General features: G+C 65.6%; 20 protein-coding genes. 7 read left to right on the forward strand and 13 right to left on the reverse strand.

Annotated elements, in window-relative coordinates; translation table 11 throughout:
• Positions 1 to 43: 43 nt before the first annotated feature.
• Both WD430_RS16485 and WD430_RS16490 read right to left on the reverse strand, forming a co-directional pair.
• Positions 44 to 433 (reverse strand): hypothetical protein, encoded by a 390-nt coding sequence (locus WD430_RS16485; RefSeq protein ID WP_339103513.1) that lies wholly within the window; start codon positions 431 to 433, stop codon positions 44 to 46.
• Between the two features lie 88 nt (positions 434 to 521).
• Complete coding sequence (locus tag WD430_RS16490) at positions 522 to 1,196, reverse strand: FAD-dependent oxidoreductase (RefSeq protein WP_339103514.1); 675 nt, start codon at positions 1,194 to 1,196, stop codon at positions 522 to 524.
• A gap of 303 nt (positions 1,197 to 1,499) precedes the next feature.
• Here WD430_RS16490 and WD430_RS16495 point away from each other — a divergent pair, with 303 nt between their 5' ends.
• Both WD430_RS16495 and WD430_RS16500 read left to right on the forward strand, forming a co-directional pair.
• Positions 1,500 to 3,257, forward strand: coding sequence for a 2-oxoacid:acceptor oxidoreductase subunit alpha (locus WD430_RS16495; RefSeq protein ID WP_339103515.1), 1,758 nt, complete (start codon positions 1,500 to 1,502; stop codon positions 3,255 to 3,257).
• Positions 3,254 to 4,117 (forward strand): 2-oxoacid:ferredoxin oxidoreductase subunit beta, encoded by an 864-nt coding sequence (locus WD430_RS16500; protein ID WP_339103516.1) that lies wholly within the window; start codon positions 3,254 to 3,256, stop codon positions 4,115 to 4,117. The genes WD430_RS16495 and WD430_RS16500 overlap by 4 nt, the downstream gene beginning before the upstream one ends.
• A 311-nt stretch (positions 4,118 to 4,428) precedes the next feature.
• Here the strand turns inward: WD430_RS16500 and WD430_RS16505 are convergent, their stop codons facing one another.
• On the reverse strand, positions 4,429 to 4,788 hold the full coding sequence (locus WD430_RS16505) for a helix-turn-helix domain-containing protein (RefSeq protein ID WP_084569086.1): 360 nt from the start codon (positions 4,786 to 4,788) through the stop codon (positions 4,429 to 4,431).
• A 217-nt stretch (positions 4,789 to 5,005) separates the two neighbouring features.
• Between WD430_RS16505 and WD430_RS16510 the strand changes: the two genes are divergently transcribed.
• Positions 5,006 to 5,794 carry an NAD(P)-binding domain-containing protein gene (locus tag WD430_RS16510; RefSeq protein WP_339103517.1) on the forward strand — a complete coding sequence of 263 codons (789 nt, stop codon included), beginning with the start codon at positions 5,006 to 5,008 and terminating at the stop codon, positions 5,792 to 5,794.
• A 385-nt stretch (positions 5,795 to 6,179) separates the two neighbouring features.
• Here WD430_RS16510 and WD430_RS16515 read toward each other — a convergent pair whose 3' ends face one another.
• Positions 6,180 to 6,836 carry a DUF6517 family protein gene (locus WD430_RS16515; protein ID WP_339103518.1) on the reverse strand — a complete coding sequence of 219 codons (657 nt, stop codon included), beginning with the start codon at positions 6,834 to 6,836 and terminating at the stop codon, positions 6,180 to 6,182.
• A gap of 152 nt (positions 6,837 to 6,988) precedes the next feature.
• On the opposite strand from WD430_RS16515, the gene WD430_RS16520 reads away from it, so the two are divergent.
• Positions 6,989 to 8,110 (forward strand): pyridoxal phosphate-dependent aminotransferase, encoded by a 1,122-nt coding sequence (locus tag WD430_RS16520; RefSeq protein ID WP_339103519.1) that lies wholly within the window; start codon positions 6,989 to 6,991, stop codon positions 8,108 to 8,110.
• Positions 8,111 to 8,144: 34 nt separating this feature from the next.
• Here the strand turns inward: WD430_RS16520 and WD430_RS16525 are convergent, their stop codons facing one another.
• Both WD430_RS16525 and WD430_RS16530 read right to left on the reverse strand, forming a co-directional pair.
• Complete coding sequence (locus WD430_RS16525) at positions 8,145 to 8,546, reverse strand: hypothetical protein (RefSeq protein WP_339103520.1); 402 nt, start codon at positions 8,544 to 8,546, stop codon at positions 8,145 to 8,147.
• A 111-nt stretch (positions 8,547 to 8,657) separates the two neighbouring features.
• Positions 8,658 to 9,221 carry a type 1 glutamine amidotransferase domain-containing protein gene (locus tag WD430_RS16530; protein ID WP_339103521.1) on the reverse strand — a complete coding sequence of 188 codons (564 nt, stop codon included), beginning with the start codon at positions 9,219 to 9,221 and terminating at the stop codon, positions 8,658 to 8,660.
• Positions 9,222 to 9,356: 135 nt separating this feature from the next.
• On the opposite strand from WD430_RS16530, the gene WD430_RS16535 reads away from it, so the two are divergent.
• The gene (locus WD430_RS16535) at positions 9,357 to 10,322 is read left to right on the forward strand and encodes an NADPH:quinone reductase (protein ID WP_339103522.1); all 966 of its coding nucleotides are present in this window, start codon (positions 9,357 to 9,359) and stop codon (positions 10,320 to 10,322) included.
• A gap of 245 nt (positions 10,323 to 10,567) precedes the next feature.
• On the opposite strand, the gene WD430_RS16540 is transcribed toward WD430_RS16535, so the two are convergent.
• From WD430_RS16540 to WD430_RS16560, 5 genes are all read right to left on the reverse strand, one after another.
• Positions 10,568 to 10,963, reverse strand: a complete 396-nt coding sequence (locus tag WD430_RS16540; protein WP_339103523.1) for a hypothetical protein — start codon at positions 10,961 to 10,963, stop codon at positions 10,568 to 10,570.
• A 127-nt stretch (positions 10,964 to 11,090) separates the two neighbouring features.
• Positions 11,091 to 12,098, reverse strand: a complete 1,008-nt coding sequence (locus WD430_RS16545) for a TIGR04024 family LLM class F420-dependent oxidoreductase (protein ID WP_339103524.1) — start codon at positions 12,096 to 12,098, stop codon at positions 11,091 to 11,093.
• A 179-nt stretch (positions 12,099 to 12,277) separates the two neighbouring features.
• Positions 12,278 to 14,005 (reverse strand): alkaline phosphatase D family protein, encoded by a 1,728-nt coding sequence (locus WD430_RS16550; protein ID WP_339103525.1) that lies wholly within the window; start codon positions 14,003 to 14,005, stop codon positions 12,278 to 12,280.
• A 147-nt stretch (positions 14,006 to 14,152) separates the two neighbouring features.
• Complete coding sequence (locus tag WD430_RS16555; RefSeq protein WP_339103526.1) at positions 14,153 to 15,550, reverse strand: M14 family zinc carboxypeptidase; 1,398 nt, start codon at positions 15,548 to 15,550, stop codon at positions 14,153 to 14,155.
• 108 nt (positions 15,551 to 15,658) lie between these two features.
• Entirely contained in the window at positions 15,659 to 15,955 is a 297-nt protein-coding gene (locus tag WD430_RS16560) for a hypothetical protein (protein ID WP_339103527.1), read from the reverse strand.
• A gap of 95 nt (positions 15,956 to 16,050) precedes the next feature.
• On the opposite strand from WD430_RS16560, the gene WD430_RS16565 reads away from it, so the two are divergent.
• Complete coding sequence (locus WD430_RS16565; protein ID WP_339103528.1) at positions 16,051 to 17,475, forward strand: FAD-linked oxidase C-terminal domain-containing protein; 1,425 nt, start codon at positions 16,051 to 16,053, stop codon at positions 17,473 to 17,475.
• Between the two features lie 13 nt (positions 17,476 to 17,488).
• On the opposite strand, the gene WD430_RS16570 is transcribed toward WD430_RS16565, so the two are convergent.
• Positions 17,489 to 19,390 carry a histidine kinase N-terminal 7TM domain-containing protein gene (locus tag WD430_RS16570; protein WP_339103529.1) on the reverse strand — a complete coding sequence of 634 codons (1,902 nt, stop codon included), beginning with the start codon at positions 19,388 to 19,390 and terminating at the stop codon, positions 17,489 to 17,491.
• A gap of 122 nt (positions 19,391 to 19,512) precedes the next feature.
• Complete coding sequence (locus WD430_RS16575) at positions 19,513 to 21,207, reverse strand: thiamine pyrophosphate-binding protein (RefSeq protein WP_339103530.1); 1,695 nt, start codon at positions 21,205 to 21,207, stop codon at positions 19,513 to 19,515.
• A 175-nt stretch (positions 21,208 to 21,382) separates the two neighbouring features.
• On the opposite strand from WD430_RS16575, the gene WD430_RS16580 reads away from it, so the two are divergent.
• Positions 21,383 to 22,249, forward strand: coding sequence for a UbiA family prenyltransferase (locus WD430_RS16580; RefSeq protein WP_339103531.1), 867 nt, complete (start codon positions 21,383 to 21,385; stop codon positions 22,247 to 22,249).
• Positions 22,250 to 22,260: the final 11 nt, after the last annotated feature.

Below are 22,260 nucleotides of genomic sequence, written 5' to 3' on the forward strand. Positions count from 1 at the left end.
GGGAGCGAAAACGCGGTCGGACGGATCGGCGCTTCGAGACGGCTTACTCGAGTCGATTCTCGCTCTCGCCCGGTTCACCGCGGTCGACGTCGATGCGGTGGGGTTCCGGTCGCTCGCTCTCGCTGCCGCCGCTCCCGCCGACCGGAATCTTCGTCCGGAGTTCGCTGGCGAACGACTGGACCTGATCGACCAGCGTCTCGACCTCCTCCGCGAACTCGTCGACGGTGCGCTCGACGTAGTGGACGCGCTGGGCCGGAATCCGTCGCACGATGTCCCGTCCCTCGTCGTCCTCGCCGGTCTTGATGATCCAGTGGTCCTGGAAGTAGGCGATGTGCTCGTTGGGCACCGACGTCTCGACGGTCTCGTCCGGTTCGTCGTATACGATCGTCGCCTCGCCGATGTCGCGCTCGAGTTCGAGGTCCTCGTCTACCATACGAGTACTAGCACGTGAGCGCGCGTAGAATCACTGCTTGCGAGCGACCGGTCTCGCGTTCGGGCCCGGTCCCGATCGCCCGGGGGTGCTATCCGAAGTTCTCGATCAGCGCGTCGTCGGGATCCCCGCCGGCGTCCTCGATCGCGTCCGCGACGAGCGTCACGAACTCCTCGAAGCCGAACGCGTAGATCCGACCGTCCTCAAAGTAGTTCTCGAGCGCGTCCTCGAGTCCCGCGTCGTCGGCGGCGTCGAGGACGACGACGTCCGCACCCGCGTCCTCGAGGGCCTCGAGGCGGTCGGTGTGGGCCGGCGCGTCGGCCCGATAGACGACGACCGCGTCGTGGCCCGACTCGTGGGCCGCTTCGGCGATGGCGACCGCGGGGCCGACGCCCGGGCCGCCCGCGACGGCGACGACGTCCTCGTCGCCCTCGTAGGTGATCGTCCCGAACGGCCCCTCGACGTGGACGGTCTCGCCGCCCTCGAGGTCGGCCAGCCACGGCGAGAGATCGCCGTCGGGGTCGATCCCGACCGTGATCTCGAAGGTCTCGTCGACAGACGGCGACGAGAGCGTGTAGTGGCGCATGACGACCTCGTCCTCGTCGATCTCCTCCTCGTCGTCGACGTCTCGAGGCACGGCTCGGAGCAGGACGAACTGCCCGGGACGGGCATCGAACCCGTCGGGCGTCTCGAGCTCGAGCGCGACGGTGTCGGGACCTACTTCGCGGATCGATTCGACGGTGACTGGCGTCCCCTCGATTGGCATGTCGACCACGTTTAACGGCCGGTCGAAAAGGCGTTCCGTTCCCCGACGAGTCGCCGTTCGCGACCGCCGAGACCGAGCGATTCGATCGACCGCGGATCGCGCCCGGAGCGATAACACGAATCCGGCTGCAGGACCGCTCTACCGCGTCTTCTGTCGCTCGAGTCCGTGTTGCGTTTCTGCGATTAATTCGGTACTGAGTAAGGAAAACTGTCCTTCCGGCCCGAACATATCAGCGACTGTTGCGGCGGTCCGGCTGTGCTTTCAGAAGCCTTTTCATTTACTGGGGGCAAGGCTCAGCATAACATGGCTGAGGACCTCAACTGGGCGGTTGGAGGCGAGGCCGGGGACGGTATCGACTCCACGGGTAAGATCTTCGCTCAGGCACTCGCTCGAGCCGGACGGCACGTATTCACGTCGAAAGACTTCGCGTCGCGTATCCGCGGCGGCTACACGGCCTACAAGATTCGGACCTCCGTCGAGGAGGTCCAGAGCGTCGTCGATCGCCTGGACATTCTGGTCGCGCTCACGCAGCGAACCATCGACGAGAACCTCGACGAACTCCACGAGGGGAGCGCCATTATTTACGACGGTGAGCGCTCCTGGGAGGCCGAGATTCCCGACGAGATGACGGCGGTCGACGTTCCGCTGAAGTCGCTGGCCGAGGACGCCGGCGGCGCGATCATGCGCAACATCGTCGCGCTCGGCGCCGCGTGTAAGATCACCGGCTTCGACGTCGAGTACCTGGACGAGGCCCTCGAGAAGCGCTTCGGCGGCAAGGGCTCGCAGATCGTCGAGAACAACAAGGAGGCCGCTCGCCTCGGCCAGGAGTACGTCGAGGAGAACTACGACCTCGATCACCTCGGCTACAACGTCGAGACGACGGACAACGACTACGTCCTGCTCAACGGCAACGAGGCCGTCGGCATGGGCGCGATCGCGGCCGGCTGCCGGTTCTACTCCGGCTACCCGATCACGCCCGCGACGTCGATCATGGAGTACCTGACGGGCCGGATCGAGGACTACGGCGGTCACGTCGTCCAGGCCGAAGACGAGCTGTCGGCGATCAACATGGCCCTGGGCGCCGCGCGGTCCGGCGCTCGAGCCATGACCGCGACGTCCGGCGCCGGGATCGACCTGATGACCGAGACGTTCGGGCTGGTCGCGACCAGCGAGACGCCGCTGGTCATCGCCGACGTCCAGCGTTCGGGCCCCTCGACGGGGATGCCGACGAAGCAGGAGCAGGGCGACCTCAACATGGCGCTGTACGGCGGCCACGGCGAGGTGCCGCGGTTCGTCATCACGCCGACGTCGATCACCGAGTGTTTCTGGAAGACCGTCGAGGCGTTCAACCTCGCCGAGAAGTACCAGACGCCGGTCTTCCTGGTCTCGGACCTGGCGATGTCCGTCACCGAGCAGACGTTCCCGCCGGAGGCCTTCGACATGAGCGAGGTCGAGATCGACCGCGGCAAGCTCGTCGACGAGGACGAGGTCGACGAGTGGCTCGACGAACAGGGCCACTTCCGCGCCCACGCCGTCACCGACGACGGCGTCAGCCCGCGTGCCATCCCCGGCACGATCGACGGTGCGCACATGTCCACCGGCCTCGAGCACGACGAGCTCGGTCGCCGGACCGAGGACCAGGACGAACGCGTCCAGCAGGTCGACAAGCGCTACCGGAAGGTCGAGACCGCCCAGGAGGAAGAGGACTGGGACTATCGCGAGTTCGGCGACGAAGACGCCGACAACCTCATCCTCTCGTGGGGATCGAACGAGGGCGCGCTCGTCGAGGCGCTCGACTACCTCGAGGAGGACGGCATCGACGTCCGCGTGATCTCGGTGCCCTACATCTTCCCGCGGCCCGACCTGTCCGACGAGATCGAGGCCGCCGACGACGTGATCGTCGTCGAGTGTAACGCGACCGGCCAGTTCGCCGACCTGATCGAACACGACGCACTTACCCGCGTCAAGCGCATTAACAAGTATACTGGCGTCCGCTTCAAGGCGGACGAACTCGCCGAACAGATCACCGAACAACTCTCCGCGGAGGTGCCTGCACAATGAGCTCAGACGTACGATTCACCGACTTCAAATCCGACAAGCAGCCGACCTGGTGTCCCGGATGCGGCGACTTCGGGACGATGAACGGCATGATGAAAGCCCTCGCCGAAACCGGCAACGACCCCGACAACACCTTCGTGGTCGCCGGGATCGGCTGTTCCGGCAAGATCGGGACTTACATGCACAGCTACGCCCTTCACGGGGTCCACGGCCGTGCGCTCCCGGTCGCCACCGGGGTCAAGATGGCCCGTCCGGACATCGAAGTGATGGCCGCCGGCGGGGACGGTGACGGCTACTCGATCGGTGCCGGTCACTTCGTCCACGCCGTCCGCCGAAACGTCGACATGTCCTACGTCGTCATGGACAACCGCATCTACGGGCTGACGAAGGGCCAGGCCTCGCCGACCTCGCGGTCGGACTTCGAGACCTCGACGACCCCTGAAGGGCCCAAGCAGCCGCCGGTCAATCCGCTGGCCCTCGCGCTGGCCTCGGGTGCCTCCTTCATCGCCCAGTCCTTTGCCTCCGACGCGCTGCGCCACCAGGAGATCATCCAGGAAGCGATCGAGCACGACGGCTTCGGCTTCGTCAACGTCTTCAGCCCCTGTGTCACGTTCAACGACGTCGACACCTACGACTACTTCCGCGACAACCTCGTCGACCTCCAGGACGAGGGCCACGATCCGAACGACTACGAGGCCGCCAAGGAAGTCATCCTCGACAGCGACAAGGAGTACCAGGGCGTCATGTACCAGGACGAGAACTCCGTCCCGTACCACGAGAAACACGGCGTCACTGAGGACATGTCCGAGATTCCCGAGGGCGCGCCCGAGGACGCGATGGACCTCGTCCGCGAGTTCTACTGACGGCCGACGGACCGACGCGTTTTTTCGCGCGCTACCGGAACAGCAACGGCACTATCAGTAGTTGGTAATACGGTTTCTTTATTCAGAATTAGGTGCGAAACTGATATGCCGGATTCGGTAAGTACGTGTGCGTATTGACTGCCGAGGTTCCTACCGGTTTTCGATAGTGTCTACCGGACCGTACTAAGTGTAGGTTATGCATTGGGCAAGACAATCTAGCGACGGCTGGAAGAAAGGCCATATACACGTCTCACTCTATTACATTGAGTTCCGAACAGGATTTAGCTAACGGCTTTATGAACTATTGATTCTCAGGAACACTCAAGTTGATCTGATCCGTGCCGTTCCATCCATATCTCTAGTCCTCGAAAAACTGGCGTGAGATCGTTTACCATTTCTGTTTCTTCGTATTCTACTCGTGGAGGAATTTCGTCGTACTGTGTACGTTCAAGAAACCCAACTTCGACAAGTTCATCGAGTCGTCGAGAGAGTGTATTCGGCGAAAGTTCGAGCGAATCTTGGAGTTCGCCGAAACGGATCGACTGCTTGTCTGTAGTGACAATTTCATTGAGGATTGCTAAGGTATGTGCCTTCCCAAGAAGTGAGAAGAGCGTACTCTCATCAACCCCTTCACCCCGTTTTGATCCTTGACTTCCTTTGCCCTCGCTCATAGCACCACTACGAAATTCGTAGTAATAGATGTTCCGAAGAGGAGTATCCTCAGTTGGGATACTACAAGAGGAGCAAGCCACGTACTTCAGGTTTCAATTGAGACGGGTATGGATTGATACGTTGATCCCCTCACTTCCACTCTCGGTAGTAGCAACCAGACTCCTAACTTGGTAGCTTTTCACGTCCCCACTCATGGGCTAGAACGGGAGACTATTGATGAAAATCGGAATGATTGGCGCAGGGAATGTCGGGAGTACAGCCGCTCAGAACTTCGTTGAAGCAGGCCACGAGGTTATGATTAGCAATTCTCGGGGACCAGAAACACTCACCGATCTCGTTGACGATCTGGGAAGCAACGCTCATGCGGGGACCGTCTCTGAGGCAGCCGATTTCGGCGAAGTCGTCATGGAGGCGATTCCGTTCAATGCATACAAATCCCTCCCTGCGGACATTCTCAGTGATAAGATCGTTATCAGTGCCTCAAATTATTATCCGGGGCGTGATGGACTAACCGACGTAGGGAAGACACATACGGACCTCATTGCGGATCATCTCGAAGACTCAAGAGTCATCAAGGCATTCAATTCTATTTATTGGGAAAACCTCCGAGACGGACAACGGCTTGAGGCCGATCCGGATGATCGTTTTGCGATATTTATCGCTGGGGATGATGATGAGGCGAAAAGTGTAGTTTCGAGTCTTATCGAAGATATTGGATTCACTCCTGTGGATACAGGTCTACTTACTGAGGGAGGCCGTCACATACAACCGGGTTCGCCGATCTATACTGGCTCACTGACCGCGAGTGAGGCACGGACACGGTTAGCGGCACTCAAAGCGACTGTGGCTGCATATGAAAACGGCTATTACAGCCCCTCGCAGGAAGTCACAATCCAAGAACTAGCTAATGAATTAGACATGAGTGAAGAGTCTCTCTCAGAACATCTTCGTCGGGGGACAGAACAACTCATCAATCAATATCTTAAGTCATTCCCCTTTAGTTAAGACTCACAAGCTCTACGGTTGAAGTCTATGCCGTCATGGGATTCACCAGAGCCGAACTGGCCAATGAGCTGAATATGAGTAAATAGTCAATCTCATAATATCTTCGGCAAGGAACGGAGCAACTCATCAATCAATATCTTGATTGAGAACCTATTTCCAGCCACTAATAATCCGTTATTATCCAATTTTAACAACTATCGAACAGGTGGATGGCTACTCCGGTAACGCTTTCACCTGTACTTAACGCGACTTTCACGACCACCTCTGAATAAAGAAACCGTGCTACTATCTACTGCTCTGGCGAGAGCGGGAGCGGAAACGATTGGGGATCGGTCGTCGAGCGGAATCGCTCGGACTCGAGTCCGAACACCGAGACGCAGCCCGATCAGACGGGGTGTTCGACGGACTCCATCAGTTCCTCGACGGTCGCCGACTCGGCGGCGAGCGCGGCGGGATGACTGCCGACCAGCACCAGCCGATCGCCCTCGTGAGCGAACGACGTCACCGCGAGGTCGACGTCGATCCGTTCGCCCTCGAACGTCGTCGTCCCCTCGAAGACGTCGACCGACCGTCCGTCGCCGAGGATATCGAGGCCGAACGACTCCCGATGCGTGAGGTTCTCGATCGAGACGCCGCTGTGCTCGAGTTCGCCACCGTACTCCGAGAGCAGGTCCTCGTTGCTCAGTTCGCCGATCGGATTGAACGACCGGCCCGCGACCGAGACGTCCGGAACCGAGATCGCGGCGAAGGCACAGCCCTCGCTCGCGGTGCCGCGGAATTCGATCTCCTTCGTGTACGTCGAGGTCCAGACGGTCGCTTCGACGTCGCGCTCGACGCCGACGTCGACGCGCTCCTCGATCGATCGCTGCTCGATCGCGCGTTCCTCGTAGCCGGCCGTTTCGAGCGCGCTGTCGGTCGGTGCCGCGCGTTCGGCCGCGACCTCGAGCGGGGCGTTTCCGAGTGCGAAATCGAGACAGCCGGCAGCGAGCGCGAGCGAGCCGGTCACTCCGGCCGCGAGAAGCGTTCGTCGAGACGTACTCATTATCCTGACCTTCGCCAGCATCCGTATATTCCTTGTGGCAGGCCGGCTTCGGCTGTCAGCGCGGCGAAATGAGGCGAATCGCCGTGTCCCGTTGCTCGGTGGCGACGGCGAACACAGCAAGCGTTATCGGGGTCGACCCCACCCGTTTAGGCATGACCGAGTTCGCCAACCGGGTCGAGCAAGTGTCGATCAGCGGGATTCGCGAAGTGTTCGAAGCCGCGAGCGAGGACGCGATCAACCTCGGACTGGGACAGCCGGACTTTCCGACGCCCGCCCACGCCCGCCGCGGGGCGATCGAGGCGATCGAGTCGGGCCACACGGACGCCTACACGTCGAACAAGGGGACCCGCAGCCTCCGCGAAGCGATCTCGGCGAAGTACGACCGAGACTACGGCCTCGAGATCGACCCCGAAGACCTCATCGCCACCTCGGGCGGCAGCGAGGCCCTACACCTCGTCCTGCAGGCCCACGTCGACCCGGGCGAGGAGGTCATCTTCCCGGATCCCGGGTTCGTCTCCTACGACGCCCTGACTCACATCGCCGACGGGACGCCCAAACCCGTGGGGCTGCGCGAGGACCTCACGCTCGATCCCGCGACGGTCGAGGAGGCGATCACCGACGACACCGCCGTCTTCGTCGTCAACAGCCCCGCGAACCCGACCGGTGCCGTCCAGAGTGAAGAGGACATGCGCGAGTTCGCCCGTATCGCCGACGAGCACGACGTGCTCTGTCTCTCCGACGAGGTCTACGAGCACATCGTCTTCGAGGGCGAGCACCGCTCGCCGATGGAGTTCGCCGAGACGGACAACGTGGTCGTCGTCAGCGCCTGCTCCAAAACGTACTCGATGACCGGCTGGCGACTGGGCTGGGTCGCCGCCTCCAATCGCCGCATCGAGCGGATGCTGCGCGTCCACCAGTACGGGCAGGCCTGTGCCTCCGCGCCCGCCCAGTACGCCGCCGAGGCGGCTCTTACGGGCCCGCAGGAGCCGGTCGAGGAGATGGTCGAGACGTTCGAACGGCGACGCGACCTCGTCGTCGACGGCCTCGAGGACGCCGGTCTCGAAGTCCCCACGCCGGCGGGCGCCTTCTACGCGATGCCGAAGGTTCCCGAGGGCTGGTGCGACGAGGTGCTGGACCGCGGCGTGGTCGTGGTCCCGGGCGACGCCTTCGGGGAGAACGGCGCGGGCTACGCCCGGCTCTCGTACGCGACGGGCACCGAGGAGCTGAAGGAAGCCCTCGAGATCATCGACGACGCGACGCGGGCGGTTCGGTAGGTGCCGACCGGGATCGGCGGGCGCGATCCGCCGGTCACTTCGACGACCGACTGACGACTCGAGGCGCCGTCTCGGGATCCAACAGACACTCCGCGGGGAGTTCGTCCCGGCGGCCGTCCAGGAGCTCGACGACGGTCCTGATCTCGTCGAATCGGGGGCCTCGCGTCACGCGGTGAGCGTTCCGATCCCACTCGATGTAGCCGTAGTCGGCCAGCTTCGGAAGGTGGACGTGGTGTGCGCGAAGGATGTCTTCGTCCGCATCGGGTATCCCCCGACCGCTCGAGAGGTGTCTGCGAAGCAGTTCGTCGTTCGACCCGGCGACGTCCGACGAGACGCCGTCGGGTCGCGAGACGTGCTGTGGCGTGCGGTCGAGCAGGTCAACGAGTAATTCCCGGCGGTACTCGGCCGCGAGCGCGTCGAACATGTGGTCGATCATCTATTGTCTCCCCCTCGGGACCCAGTGACACCTTCGATAGCATTAAACGGGAGACATTTTCACCGCCGGTCTCTGTTTTGAGTAACCGAGTGACGAGCGGGCTCGCCCGCCCTACTGCGCGAACTCCTCGAGCAGCGTCTCGCAGAACGCCTCGAGGTCGTCCGGGTTCCGGCTCGTGATCAGTCCGTCGTCGACGACGACCTCCTCGTCGACCCACTCGCCGCCGGCGTTGCGGACGTCGGTCTGGAGGCTGTGGTAGGACGTCAGCCGCCGTCCGTCCACGACGTCGGCCTCGATCAGCGTCCACGGGCCGTGGCAGATCACGGCCGTCGGCTTGTCAGCTTTCACGTGGGTTCGAAGGAGTTCGACGCCCTCGTCCCGCGTTCGGAGGGTGTCCGCGCCGACGGTTCCCCCGGGGACGATCACTGCGTCGTAGTCGTCCGCGGAAACCTCGTCGAAGCTCTTCTCGATCTCGTAGCTCTCGCTCTCTTCTAAGTCGTTGTTGACCGTCTGTCCCTCGCCGGTCTCGCTCCCGACGACGTCGACCGTCGCGCCGGCGTCGGTGACGAGGTCCTTCGGTTCGACGAACTCCACCTCTTCGGTGCCCTCCTGTGCGAGGAACACTGCGACCGTGACGTCCTCGAGTTCGCTGCCGTCGACGTCGATGTCTACCATGTCCGCGAACACGGTCGTCGAAGGGAGAAGCGTTGGACTTGCGGATGCAGCCGCGGCGAGCCGCCCATCGGACGGCCTCGTTGGCCGTCAGGAACTGTAGCCTTATACGCCTCTGCGGGCATGATACCGAACGAGATGCGCGCTGTACGCCTTCAGGAACACGGCGACGCAGACGTACTGCAGGTCGACGAGATCGACCGACCCGAGCCCGACGCGGACGAACTGCTCGTCGAAGTGGTCGCCGCGGGGGTCAACCCCGTCGACACCTACTTCCGGGACGGCTCGTACGAACCGGTCGACGTGCCCTTCACGCCAGGCGTCGATTTCGCCGGCGTCGTCGCGGAGACGGGCGACGCCGTCGGAGACTTCTCGGAGGGCGACCGCGTCTTCGGCACCGGCATCGGCAACGGCACCTTCCAGGGATCCTATGCCGAGTACGCGACGGTGCCGACCGACCGCGTCGTTCACCTCCCCGACGGCGCGGACCTGACCGAGGCCGGCGCGGCGGGCGTCGCCGCGGTCACGGCCTGGCGCGCGCTGGTCGACCACGCCGCCCTCGACCCCGCCGAGTACTGCCTAGTCCACGGCGGCTCCGGCGGCGTCGGCCACGCCGCCGTCCAGATCGCTGACGCGGTCAGCGCTCGAGTCGTCACTACCGCTTCGGACGAGTATCACGACGCCCTCGAGAACCTCGGCGCCGAAACGGTCCTCGACTACGCGCGCGACGACCTCGCGGACGCCGTCATGGAGGCCAGCGACGGCGGCGTCGACGCCGTGCTGGACCACCGGCTGGACGACTACCTCCAGTTCGACGCGGACGTCGCCGCCACCGGCTGTCGCGTCGTCGGGATCGGCGAGAACAGCCCCGATCCCGGCTTCTCGAACGACGGCGCCGCGCGCTCGAAGGACGTCAGCTACCAGTTCATGAGCATGTTCAACACGCCGGACCTGCGCGTCCCGCTTCGCGGCGTCGCCCACCTCATGGCGAGCGGCGAGCTGTCGATCGAACTCGCGCGAACGTACGACCTCGAGGAGGCCTCGCAGGCCCAGCGCGACGTGATGACCGACAGCTTCCTCGGGAAGCTGGTCCTCGAGCCCTAACACGCGCGGGTTTCGGAGGGGTCGACCCGCTCCTGTGCGGTGGCGCGCGCTGTGCCGCGACGAGTGAACAACGAGTCGCGGGAAAATCGTGCGAGGGATGAGCGAGTGAGCAAAGCGAACGAGTGAATCGGTTGGGGAGGACGTGGAGCTCCCTGCTGCCACGTGAGCAGCGCGTATACATCGCTGTTCAGTACGCCGACAGAGTCACAGTTCGCTATCGAACTCGAGCGATCCGACGGCGTCCGTTACCGGAGCGGTCCACAGACGGCCTCCTGCCGGTCCAACAGCCTCCGTCCCGCATCGCGGAGCGTGAGCGTCTCCGTCTCCGAATCGTAGTCGATCGCGCCCGCGGCGACCAGCTTCGGGATGTGGAGATGGTGCAACGAGATGCGAGCCTCTCGGACGTCCCGCGACGGGGCACCGGCGAGATCCGAAATCGCTCCCGGATCGGGGTTCCGCGTCTCGGTCGCGATCGCTTCCGCGACCTCGGACAGCGTCGCCGTACCGTCGGCGCGCTCGAGGTACCGTAACAGCGTCCGTCGCTGCTGATCCGCCAGCAGTCCCATCGCCGTCCCGATGGCGTCGGCGCTCGAGTCGTCGATATCGGCGTGCGTCGACGGAGAATTCGTCGGTGGGATCATACCCTCCATAGGCGCCACACGGTATTTAACCGGGCTGTGAGTTCGATCGAAACACTCGATACGTATCGGCCGATGTAACCACTCTGACGACCGGAATCGTCGACTCCGCCCTCGAGGAGAGGAGCCGTCAGACGAGGTCAGCGACCGCGTCCATCGTCGTCTCCTTCTCCGCTTCGCTCATCTCGTTGACGAAGCCGATCCGAACCGCGTCGACGCCCTCGAGGCTCGCGTACTCCTCGACCCATTCGCGGACCTCCGCGGGCGTCCCCGCGGGCGCGAGGTCGTCTAGCACGTCGTCGGGGAGGGCGGCAGCCATCGCGTCGGTGTCCCGATCCTGCCAGGCGGCTCGAACGTCCTCGACGACGTCGGAATACCCCTGCTGGGCGACCGAATCGCCGTAGTAGGGGCCGTAGGCCCCCAACATGAACGCGATGGTCGACCGCGCCTTCTCGCGGGCGGCCTCGCGGTCCTCGCTGGCGATGCCGCGAACGATCGGAGCCACGCGCAGGTCCTCGAGCGTCTCGTCCGCGAGTTCCGCGCCTCGTTCGAGGTCCGCGAGGCGCTCCTCGAGGCCGTCTCTCGTGAACAGCTGGGGCGTCCAGCCGTCGCCGAAGCGGCCGGCCATCTCGGTCGCTTTCGGACCGAGAGTGCCGAGGTCGATCGGCGGCGGGCTCTCGGGTACCTCGCGCTCGTAGTTGAGCCCGGCGATATCGAAGATCTCGCCCTCGTAGGCGGGGTTCCCATCGTCGTAGACCGAGCGGATCACCTCGATGGCCTCGCGCGTGCGTCGGAGCGGTCGGTCGAACTCGAGGCCGTGCCAGCGCTCGGTGATCGCGGGCGAACTCGGGCCGAGACCGAGGCGAAACCGGCCGTCGGACGCGTCGTGCATCGTCAGCGCGGTCTGGGCGAGCAGCGCCGGCGAGCGGCCGTACGGCGAGACGACGTCGTTGGAGATGCCCAGTTCGTCGGTCCGGTCGGCGGCCAGCGTCAGCGGCGGGACGATGTTCCAGCCGGTCGTCTCGCCGACCGTGAGCCGGTCGAAGCCGAGTTGCTCTGCCTGCACGGCGCGCTCGGCGACGCCCTGCGGGCGCTCGTAATCGGTGAGTCGCACCAGCAGATCCAGTTCGGCGTTCACGCTGTGCCCCTCCGTGACGGTGGAATCGGTCGGCGTCTTGCCATCGTTCCGTACCGCGTCACGGATTCACATAAAATTGAAGCGTTGCAGTCCAGTCGCGCGAGCGCCCCGCTCCAGTCGCGAGTTCGCCGGGCGATCCCTACCAGGATGGTCTCGACGTGCGCTCGTTGCGCCCGGAGCTACCGTTCGTAGAGCGCCGTCTCGCCGTCCGGCGTTCGATACCGGGCGAGCGTCGTTCGTCCGGCGTTCTCGGGATTCTCGTCCTTGTCGACGGCGTAGACGGTATAGGTGCAGTGATCGCGCGTGAACTCGACGACGGCGTAGCCGTGGCGGTGCCAGTCGACGTACTCGAGGTGCTCGTTTTCCGATTTGGCGAGATCGCCGAGCGCGTCGTCGGCCCAGTCGCCGGGGAAGTCGATGACGTCGGCGGCGTTGACGCTCGAGACGGCTGGCGTCATCAGTTCGACGCCGATCCGGTCGGACGTCTCGAACGGCTCGATCTCGCCGTAGCCCGACTTGACGTAGCCGGCCAGCGACGCGTGGAGGTCGCCGGTCAGCACGACGAAGTTCCGCGGATCGGCGTCGGCGACGTGTTGCATGAGTTCCCAGCGCTCGTGTTGGAAGCCGTCCCAGGAGTCGTGGAGCAGTTCGACCTGATACCAGCCGTCGCCGACGGTCAGGGGCATCGTCAGCACCTCGTTGGCCCAGACCGTCCAGACGGCGTCGGACTCGCTGACCCAGTCCTCGAAGTAGCGCTTCTGCTCGCGGCCGAGCATCGTCCGTCCCTGCGCTTCTTCGTCCGTACAGGTGATCCGGGCGTCGCCACAGGGCGGACCGTCGCGGTAGAGACGTTCGTCGGTGACGGTCAGATCCACGAGGTCGCCGAACTGGAGGTCCCGCCACAACCGGAGCTGTTCTCGCAGTTCCGGCTCGCTCGGATCGAACTCGACGCGGGCGGGGACGTACTCGACCCACGCCTGAATGCCGTCGGCCGTGATCTCCAGTGCCGTCTCCGGCCGCTCGCCGCCGTCCTTGTCCGGGAGCACCGGTGCATCGGCGTCGTCGTCCCAGTACCGGTTGTTCCCGATCTCGTGATCGTCCCAGCCGTGGATAACCGTGTGCCGTTCGAGTCCCTCCTGGAGGTATTCGTTCCCCTTGTAGACCCGGTAAAGCGACCGGAAGTCGGCCAGCGACTCCGCCAGACCGGCGCCGCTGGGGAGGTCGATATCGCGCCCGTCCTTGATATCCGTCGTCGGCGAGGTGTAGGCGCCGTTCGCGGACTCGTAGATGAAGTCCCCGAGGTGGACGACGAAGTCGACGTCTTCGGCCGCGATATGGCGGTAGGCTCCGTAGTAGCCGTTCTGGTAGTCCTGACAGGTCAGGACCGCGAACGACAGCGAGTCGGGGCTCGCACCGGCCGCCGGCAGCGTCCGACAGCGGCCGGTCCGCGTGGCGACGCCGTCGTAGACGAACCGGTAGTAGTAGCGCCGATCCGACTCGAGTGCCCCGTCGAGATCGACTTTCACCGTGTAATCGTGCGCGCTCGAGAGCCTGTCAGCGGGCACCGTCCCCTCGTGGACCACGTCCTCGAAGTCGTCGTCGGTCGCGACCTGCACGCCGACCGGTTCTCCGGAGACGACCGCGTCGGGAGCGACCCGCGTCCAGAGAATGACGCCGCTCGAGGTCGGCCCGCCGCTGGCCACGGACTGCGGAAACGTCGCGTCGGGATCGGCCGTCCCGTCGACGGCGAAGACGCTGCGATCGTCGACAGACTGCGCCGCCACCGGCCGTACGACGTCGCGCTGGGCGAGGATCGCTGCGAGGCCGCCGGCGACCGAGGTGGTGCCGATGCTCTCGAGAAAGCCGCGTCGGTTCGTCCGTCGCCGTGTGCCATCTCGCTCGGGCATACGGTAGTACCCGCGGAGAACAGCGAAGTAACATTATATTTCATATACCTTAATAAATATACTCACCACTGTCTCTAGGAGAAATATATTCGCCTACGTTCAGACGAGCATCTCGAGCGAGACCACGAGACGGTGACTGGACCGACGTCACTCGTCAGGACGGTTCTGTCGGTAGTCCAGACAGAGTAGCCCCGCGCGGGCCTGAATCGCGACGAGTTTCCAGATCGGAATCGTCTCGTAGTCCAATCGGTCTCGCATCTCCCCGATTCGCTCGCGGAAGGTCTCCTCGAGCGCAGCTTTCGTTCCCGTGAGCGTCTCGCGAGCGTCCTCGTCGGCGCTCATCGCGGCGTGATCGATCGACCGCAACAACATGCCGAGGTACGTCAGCAGATGATACTGCCTGAGGTAGCGTTCGTCGACGTGCTCGGCGACGGTCGCCGGCCTGTCCGTCTCTGCGGCCGATTCCGCCCACTCGAGTTTCGACTCGTCGACGTGTTCGAAGTGGGCGGCGACGCCCGACGCCTCACGCGCCATCGGCCCGTCCGGGAGGTGCTCGCTGACGGAGTCGACCGCGCTCTTCATCGCCTCAAGGATCGGCCGCCGGTTTCGAACTCCCTCCCGAATGACGTCCTCGTGGGAGCGATCCAGTTCGCTTCGATCCTCGATCCGCGGGTCGTAGAAGTACGGCAGTTCGACGGCGAACTCGACGACGTCGTCGGTGAAGCGGCTGGCGTAGTCGTAGGCGTTGCCGCCGAGGAGTTCGGCGTCGAGTTCGGGGTCGTCGTCGGTCTCACGCGCGTCAAACCGGTCGGCGAAGGTCGGAAGCCGATAGACCGCGTCGTCGAGCGCCTCGTCATCGAACCGTTCCGGTTCGCCCAGATCGAGCGGGACCCCGTACGCCTCCGGAAGTGACGTGAGCGCGTCGTAGAGCGGGGCGTGCGGTTCGGTGAAGAGGAAGTAACAACCGCCGAAGGCGGCGTTGTGGAAGCTGTAGATAAACTCCGGTCGATAGCTCTCGATCAGATCGGCCAGCGCGCGCGTCGACGGAATCGGGTCGTCGTACGAGTAGCCCTCGCGTTCGACGGGGAACGTGGCCTCGACCTGCTCGTCCGGCGGCGGTCGGTAGAAGTTCTGCGCGTAGTTCGAGAGCGTAAACGGCCCGTCGAACCAGCCTTCGTTGAGTCGGACGCCGTCCGGATCGGCGACCGGCATACAGACGAACTCGTAATCGAGCGACGCCCGCAACTCGTCGTTCGTCGCGAGTTCGTGGAGCAGGAAGTCGATCGTCATCGAGCCGATCGGTTCGTTCGGATGGGGCGCGCCGAACAGGAGCGCGCTCCGGTCGCCGTCACCGACGGTCACCGTCCATAACGTCTCGCCGTCCGCGCTCTCGCCGCGTTCTTCGTACTCGACGTGGTCGTGCTCGGCCGCGAGCGTCCGGTCGCGATCGCGGTGTTCGTCGACCGTGAAGAACGACTCGTAGCGGGGGATCGCGTCGTCGATCCATTCGAACGCGCGCGACGGTGCCGACGGGGAACCTGTCATGCGGCCTCGAATTCCGTGCGCACGACCATAAGTGCCGCCGACCATTCCATGGAAGAAAGGACCGCTGCGTCGCACGGTCGGGTCGCGTCACAACGGAACTGAACGCGACTACGGAGGCGTCGATCCCTCATCTTCGAGGATCTTCGCACAGATCTCTTCGGCCGCCTCGAGGTGATCGTCGGCTCCCTCGTGGTCCGTTTCGTCGACTTCCCCGAGCAGGTGCTGGACCTTCGCGACCCGCTCGAGGACCGTCTCCCGCTCGAGGTCGCTCGTCGCGACGTCGGCGGCGACGGCTTCGGCCTCGCCGAGCCAGCGGTTCGCCGTCCGATCGATCGGGAGTTCGGCGGTCGCCTCGAGGTGGCGATGGAGTTCCTGTGTCCGCCCGGAAAGCGAGTCGTCAGTCACGCGTACCGATACAGCGGCGAGTCCCGTAGTGGTGTCCGTCGACAGTTCTCGAAGCAGTGGGAAATATTGATGCGGGACGTGGATAATGGGGACATATGACACACGACTGTTCGTTCCTCGAGGCCCTCGACCTGGAGGACGATCAGGTCTCGGTCGCGGCGGGTCGCCGGGAATCGCACGCGGACGATTTCGGCACCGAAGGGAGCGGCCGCGGCGCGCTCCCGGACGCGGTCGTCTACCCCGAGCGCACGGCCGACGTTGCGGCCGTCCTCGAGGCCGCGACCGAGCGCGGCGTTCCCGTTACGCCCTACGCGGCGGGGACGGGACTCGAAGGCAACGCCGTCCCGGCCCGCGGCGGGATCAGCCTCGATCTGACGCGGATGGACGCCGTCGTCGACTACCGGCCCGACGACTTCCAGATCGACGTCGGGCCTGGGATTATCGGCTCGGCCGTCGACGAGCACGTCGCACCGGACGGGCTCTTCTTCCCGCCGCTGCCCTCCTCGGGGGACATCTCCACGATCGGCGGGATGATCGCGACCGACGCCAGCGGGATGCAGACGGTCAGGTACGGCGAGGTCGCCGACTGGGTGCTCGGCCTCGAGGCCGTGCTCGCGGACGGGACCGTCATCGAGACCGGATCGCGGGCGAGCAAGACCTCGAGCGGCTACAACCTGACTGACCTGCTCGTCGGCAGCGAGGGGACGCTGGCCGTGGTCACCGAGGCCACCCTCGAGTTGGCGGGTCGCCCCGAGCAGATCCGGGGCGGGCGGGCCATCTTCGAGACGCTCGACGACGCGGCCGAGGCCATCGCCGAGGCGGTGCGCACCGAGGTCGACGTCGCCAAGATCGAACTCGTCGACGGGCTGAGCGCCCGGATGGCGAACCGCTATCTCGGCAGCGACCTCCCCGACGCACCGATGGTCTTCCTCGAGTTCCACGCCAACCACGGGATCGAGACGGAAATCGACCTCTGCCGGACGATCTTCGAGGGCCACGACGTCCGCCAGTTCGAAACGAGCGCCGACGAGGCGGCGATGGCCGACCTCTGGGAGGCCCGCCGGGAACTGGCGTACGCCATGCGGAACTACGAACCGGATCTCCGGCCGCTCCACCCCGGCGACGTGACGGTGCCGATCAGTTCCTACCCCGAGATCGTCCGCGAGGTCAAACGGCTCGCCGACGAACACGACCTCCTCGTCCCCTGTTACGGGCACGCGGGGGACGGCAACCTCCACTACAGTCCCCTCGTCGATCCGGACGATCCCGAACAGCTCGAGCGCGGCGAGCGGGTGTACAAGGAGATCGTCGACCTGGCGATCGACATCGGTGGCACCGCGACCGGCGAACACGGCATCGGTCAGGGGAAGCGAGCGTATCTCGAGCCGGAACACGGCGCGGGCGCCGTCGACGCCATGCGATCGATCAAGCACGCGCTCGATCCGACGGGAACGCTGAACCCGGGCAAGCTCTTCCCCGAGACGGCCGACGGCGAGCGGGTTCGGAAGCCGGATCGCTGACGGCGAGGCCGAGTCACGACGGCTGCGCGTCGTCGACCGTCTCCGCGAACTCGACGTCGGTGATCTCGAACCGCGCGCCGCCGTCGGCGTCGGTCGCCGCGATCGACCAGTCGTGGTGGTCGACGATATCGGCGACGATCGACAGTCCGAGTCCCGTCCCCCCGTCGCCGGTCGTGTATCCCGGTTCGAAGAGTCGGTCGGGATCGTCTTCGAAGCCGCGGCCCGTGTCCGCCACGTAGAACCCGTCCTCGAGCGCGCCCACGGTGACGGTGATGGCGCTGCCGTCGCGTTCGACGGGACTGCGAGGCCGCGACTCGAGGGACGTTCCGTGCTCCACGCCGGCCTCGGAAGCGTCGGCGCTCGAGGGCCCGGAAGACGCGCCGGGTCCGCCGTCGTCCGCGGGAGCGCGTGACCGAGGACTCCTCGAACCGTGTTCGACGGTTCCCTGACGAGTTCGCGAGTCAGGGCTCGTGGAACCGTGTTCGATAGCGTTTCGAAAGAGGTTCTCGAGCAACTGGCGGAGCTGCGTGCGGTCGGCGCGGATCGTCCGATCGTCGACGACGGAGAGCGCGGCGTCGCCCGTGTCGACCGTCTCCCAGGCGGCCCTCGCCGCCGACCCGAGGGCGATCGGTTCGGGCTCGAGGGCGGTCCGGCCCTGGCGAGCGAGCGTCAGGACGTCGTCGATCAGTTTCTCCATGCGCTCGTGGGACCGAGCGATCGTGCGGACGTGTTCGGGATCGTACTCCTCCTCGAGCATGTCGAGATAGCCCTTCGACACCGTCAGCGGATTGCGGAGGTCGTGACTGACCACGCTCGCGAACTCGTCGAGCTTGCGGTTCTTGCGCTCGAGTTCGCGCTCCCGCCGGACGCGGTCGGTCACGTCGCGGACGACGATCGTCCAGCCGATGGGAGAGCCGCGGCCGTCGATCGGTGAGACCGAGAGCTCGTAGATGCGACGCTCGGCGCCGTCGCCGAGCGTGAACTGTGCGTCGCGGCCGTCTCCGCCGTCGGACGATGAATCGATCACCGCGTCGACGTCGACCGTCGGAACGACGTCGTCGACGGGGGTGCCGACGAGCGCGTCGCGGTCCCGATCGAAACGACGCTGTGCGACCGGATTGCTGTCGATGATCCGGCGATCGGCGTCGACGACGAGCACGCCGTCCTCGAGGTTGGCGACGACCTCGTTGCGCGCGATCGGTGCGAGCTCGAGGAGCCGGTAGCGGTAGAGGCCGAACGTGATCGCGAGCCCGGTGATCGTCAGTCCGATCGGCGTCGTCCCGATGATCTCGAGGGACGAGCTCGCGACGACGGCCGACGCCCACGGGACCGCCATCGCGACGAGGACGACGATCCCCTGCCAGCGGTAGAGGCTGCTGCTCCGGACGGTGACGTCGAGGACGACGACAGCGGTAGCCGCGAGACAGAGCGTCGCGTAGCCGAGGTGGACGAACAGCCCGAGGTTCGGCTCCGCAGTGACGACCGTCGCCGACCGGCCCCACGGGACGTTCATCGCGACCGTCGCCTCGGCCGGCGGCCCCCAGAGGACGCGGGTCCGACCGTTGAGGGCCAACAGTCCGAGCATGACCAGCGGCTCGATCGCCAACAGCCCGAGCCGGCGGCGAGTGAGCCAGCGGTCCCGGCCCGTGTACTCGAGGGCGAACACGAGGAACAGCGTCGGGATGACGGCGGCGGATATCCACTGGAGATTCGCCCAGCGCACCTTCCAGACGAACGCCGTCGACTCGATCTCGAGGACGTGCGTTCCCAACCAGAGCGCGACGCTCGCCATCAGTACGGCGAGGGCTTCCGAACCGGCGGTCGGACGCGATCGCCACGCCGCGACCGCAGTACCGACGGCGATGACGAGAGACAGCGACAGAACGATGCTGTACGGGTTGATCATCCAGCCCATCCGTGACTACCTCCTTCTGCGCCAACGATGGCCAAGTGTCTACCGGCCTGCCAATGTGGGACCGATGCGATCGCTCCGTCGAGCGGCCGTCACCCGTTCTCGAGGACCTTTCGGCGCCCGTCTCAGTCGTGGACCAGCACGTCGAGGACGTCGGGACCGTCGCGGGCCAGCGCGTCCTCGAGTGAGCCCTCGATGTCGTCTGGCGTCTCGACGAGTTCGGCTCGGGCCCCGTGGCTCTCGGCGTTTTTGACGAGATCCACGCCGGGGTCGAACTCCATGCCGACGAACTCGTAGTCCTCCTCCTCGCCGCCCATGAGGTGGAGTGTGTTGTCCTTGAGGATGCGGTAGTTGCGGTTGTCCGAGATGACGACCGTCAGGTCCAGATCGTAGCGCGCGGCGCTGTAGATCGAGTGGGGGTAGTACTGATAGGAGCCGTCGCCGATGAAGCCGACCACGTCGCGGGGGTCCTCGCGCTGCTCCTCCGCGATGGCCGCGCCGACCGCGGCCGGGAGGCCGTAGCCGAGGCCGCCGCCCTTGTTCGAGATGTACTGTTCGGGCGCGAACTCCCAGCGCGTCAGCATGGCGTACTTCGAGGTGACGCCCTCGTCGACGATGGCCGCGTCGCCGGCCACGCGCTCCATCGCGTCGACGAGCTGGGCCTTCGAGGAGCGGGAATCGTCGTCGTCCCCGTCGCCCTCGCCGTAGCCCGACATCTTGGCCTCGACCATCTCCTTGACCTCGGCGACCGCCTCGAGGCGGTCGCTCACGACGTCCGCGGAGAGCTTCCCCTGAACGCGCTCGGTGAGTTCCTGCATGACCAACCCGGGGTCGCCGACGACGGCCGCGTCGGCGGGTTGATTCTTCCCGACCTCCCAGGCGTCGTCGCTGAGATGGATGCAGGTCGTGTCCGGATCGACCAGCGCCTCCTCGTGGCGGGTCAGCGTCGTGTTCGTCGAGACGCCGGCGAAGCAGATCGTGTCGGTGTCCATCAGCATCGCGGCCGCGTCCTCGCTGGTCGGCAGGTACGAGACCCACTGGTCGTGGTCGGTCGGGAAGTCGACCTCGCAGGAGAGGATCTCGCCGTGGACGCGGGCACCGGTCGCCTCGGCGAGTTCGACCGCCGCGGCGACGGCGTCGGCGCCCGAGCGGGCGACGTGGTCGCCGACGACCAACACGGGATCGTCGGCCTCGGCCAGCAGCTCTGCGGCGCGCTCGAGTTGCGCGGGATCGCCGCTGCCGGCGTTCGGGATCGGCCCCAGTCGCTCGGGCTCGGCGTCGGTCTCGGCCATCGTGACGTCCAGTGGCAGGGCGAGGAAGACCGGCCCGGTCGGCGGCGTCATCGCGACGCGGAACGCCCGCCGGAGCATCGTCGGCAGCGCCGCGACGTCGAGGACCTCGTCGGACCACTTGCAGAACTGGCGAGCCATGTCCGCGAGGCGACCGGAGAGGATCGGTTCCTCGTGGCGGAAGTCGGTGCTGTGGTTACCCGCGGTGACGACCAGCGGCGCGCCGGCGACCTTGGCCGCATAGAGGTTCCCCAACCCGTGAGCCAGTCCGGGCGCGATGTGGAGGTTCGCCACGCCGACCGGCGTGATCGAGTCGTCGTGGTGGGCGTGGTACCGACGCCGCTGGGCGTAGCCGCCGGCCATCCCGACCGCGATGTCCTCGTGGAGCCCGAGCCGGTACTCGAGGTCGCTCTCGCCGATGGCCTGGACGATCGGCAGCTCCGTCGTTCCGGGGTTCCCGAAGACGTAGTCGACGCCGTAGGACTCGAGCGCGTCCGTAACGAGGTCGGCTCCGGTGTATCCGTCTGCCATGCCCGCCAGTGACACGGGACAGTACATCAAAGTGTGCGTTACGGTGTACCGCACCGGTTGCGCGGACCGCGGGCGTGCATCCGCGACGGGAATCGTCGGCCGTTCGATGGCCGCCCGTCCGCAGCGAACGGGGTGCCGGCACGGGTATTATGTATCAGTTCGTTGTCGATCAGGTATGGCCCTCGCGAGAACCGGCTCGGGCCCGCGAGCGACGGCGCGAGCGTTCTGGTCGCAGGTCCACCCCGTGTTCATGACGCCGCCGGTCGCGGCGGCGCTGTTCGGGGGGATCCTCGCCGGGCGCATCGATCCGCTGCCCGCGGCGATCCACGCCGTCGCGATCTTCGCCGCGGTCTACACGGCCCACGTCAAGGACGGCTACGTCGACTTCCACGTTCGCGGCGAGGACGACGACCATCCGCTGACCGAGCGGGGCTGTCGCGTGGGATTGGCGCTCTCGACGACGGTGTTCGCCGTCTGCTGTGTGCTGTTGGGTCTGCTCGTTGACCCGATCGCGGCCGCGCTGACGCTGCCGACGTGGCTGATCGCTTACTACCACGCGCCGCAGTTGGACACGAACCCCCTCACGGCGACGACCGGCTACCCGCTCGGGATCGCCCTCGCGATCCTCGGCGGGTTCTACGTGCAGGCCGGCGCGGTCACCGCCGTCGCGCTGGGGTTCGCCCTGATCTTCCTCGTGCTCCTGTCGGGAATCAAGGTCATCGACGACGCGCAGGACTACGACTACGACCGCTCGATCGAGAAACGCACCGTCGCCGTCGCCGTCGGTCCGGACCGGGCGTACGCGCTGGCGTACGGGCTAATGGTGACGGCGCTGCTGGCCGTCCTCGCCTTCGCCGTCGCGCGCGTCTTCCCGCCGACGACGGCCCTCGCTGCGCTCGCCTTCGGCGCGGTCGCGCTCGTCGCTCGCCGCGCGGAGCCGACCATCGCCACGATGTTGCTCGTCCGCGGCTCCTACGTCTTCCTCGCCGTGCTCGTCACCGCCGTCTGGTTCGAGCCGCTCGCCGGCGTCGGGCTCCCGTGAGCGAACCGCGA

Source organism: Haloterrigena sp. KLK7 (assembly GCF_037914945.1).
In the GTDB taxonomy this organism is placed as follows: domain Archaea; phylum Halobacteriota; class Halobacteria; order Halobacteriales; family Natrialbaceae; genus Haloterrigena; species Haloterrigena salinisoli.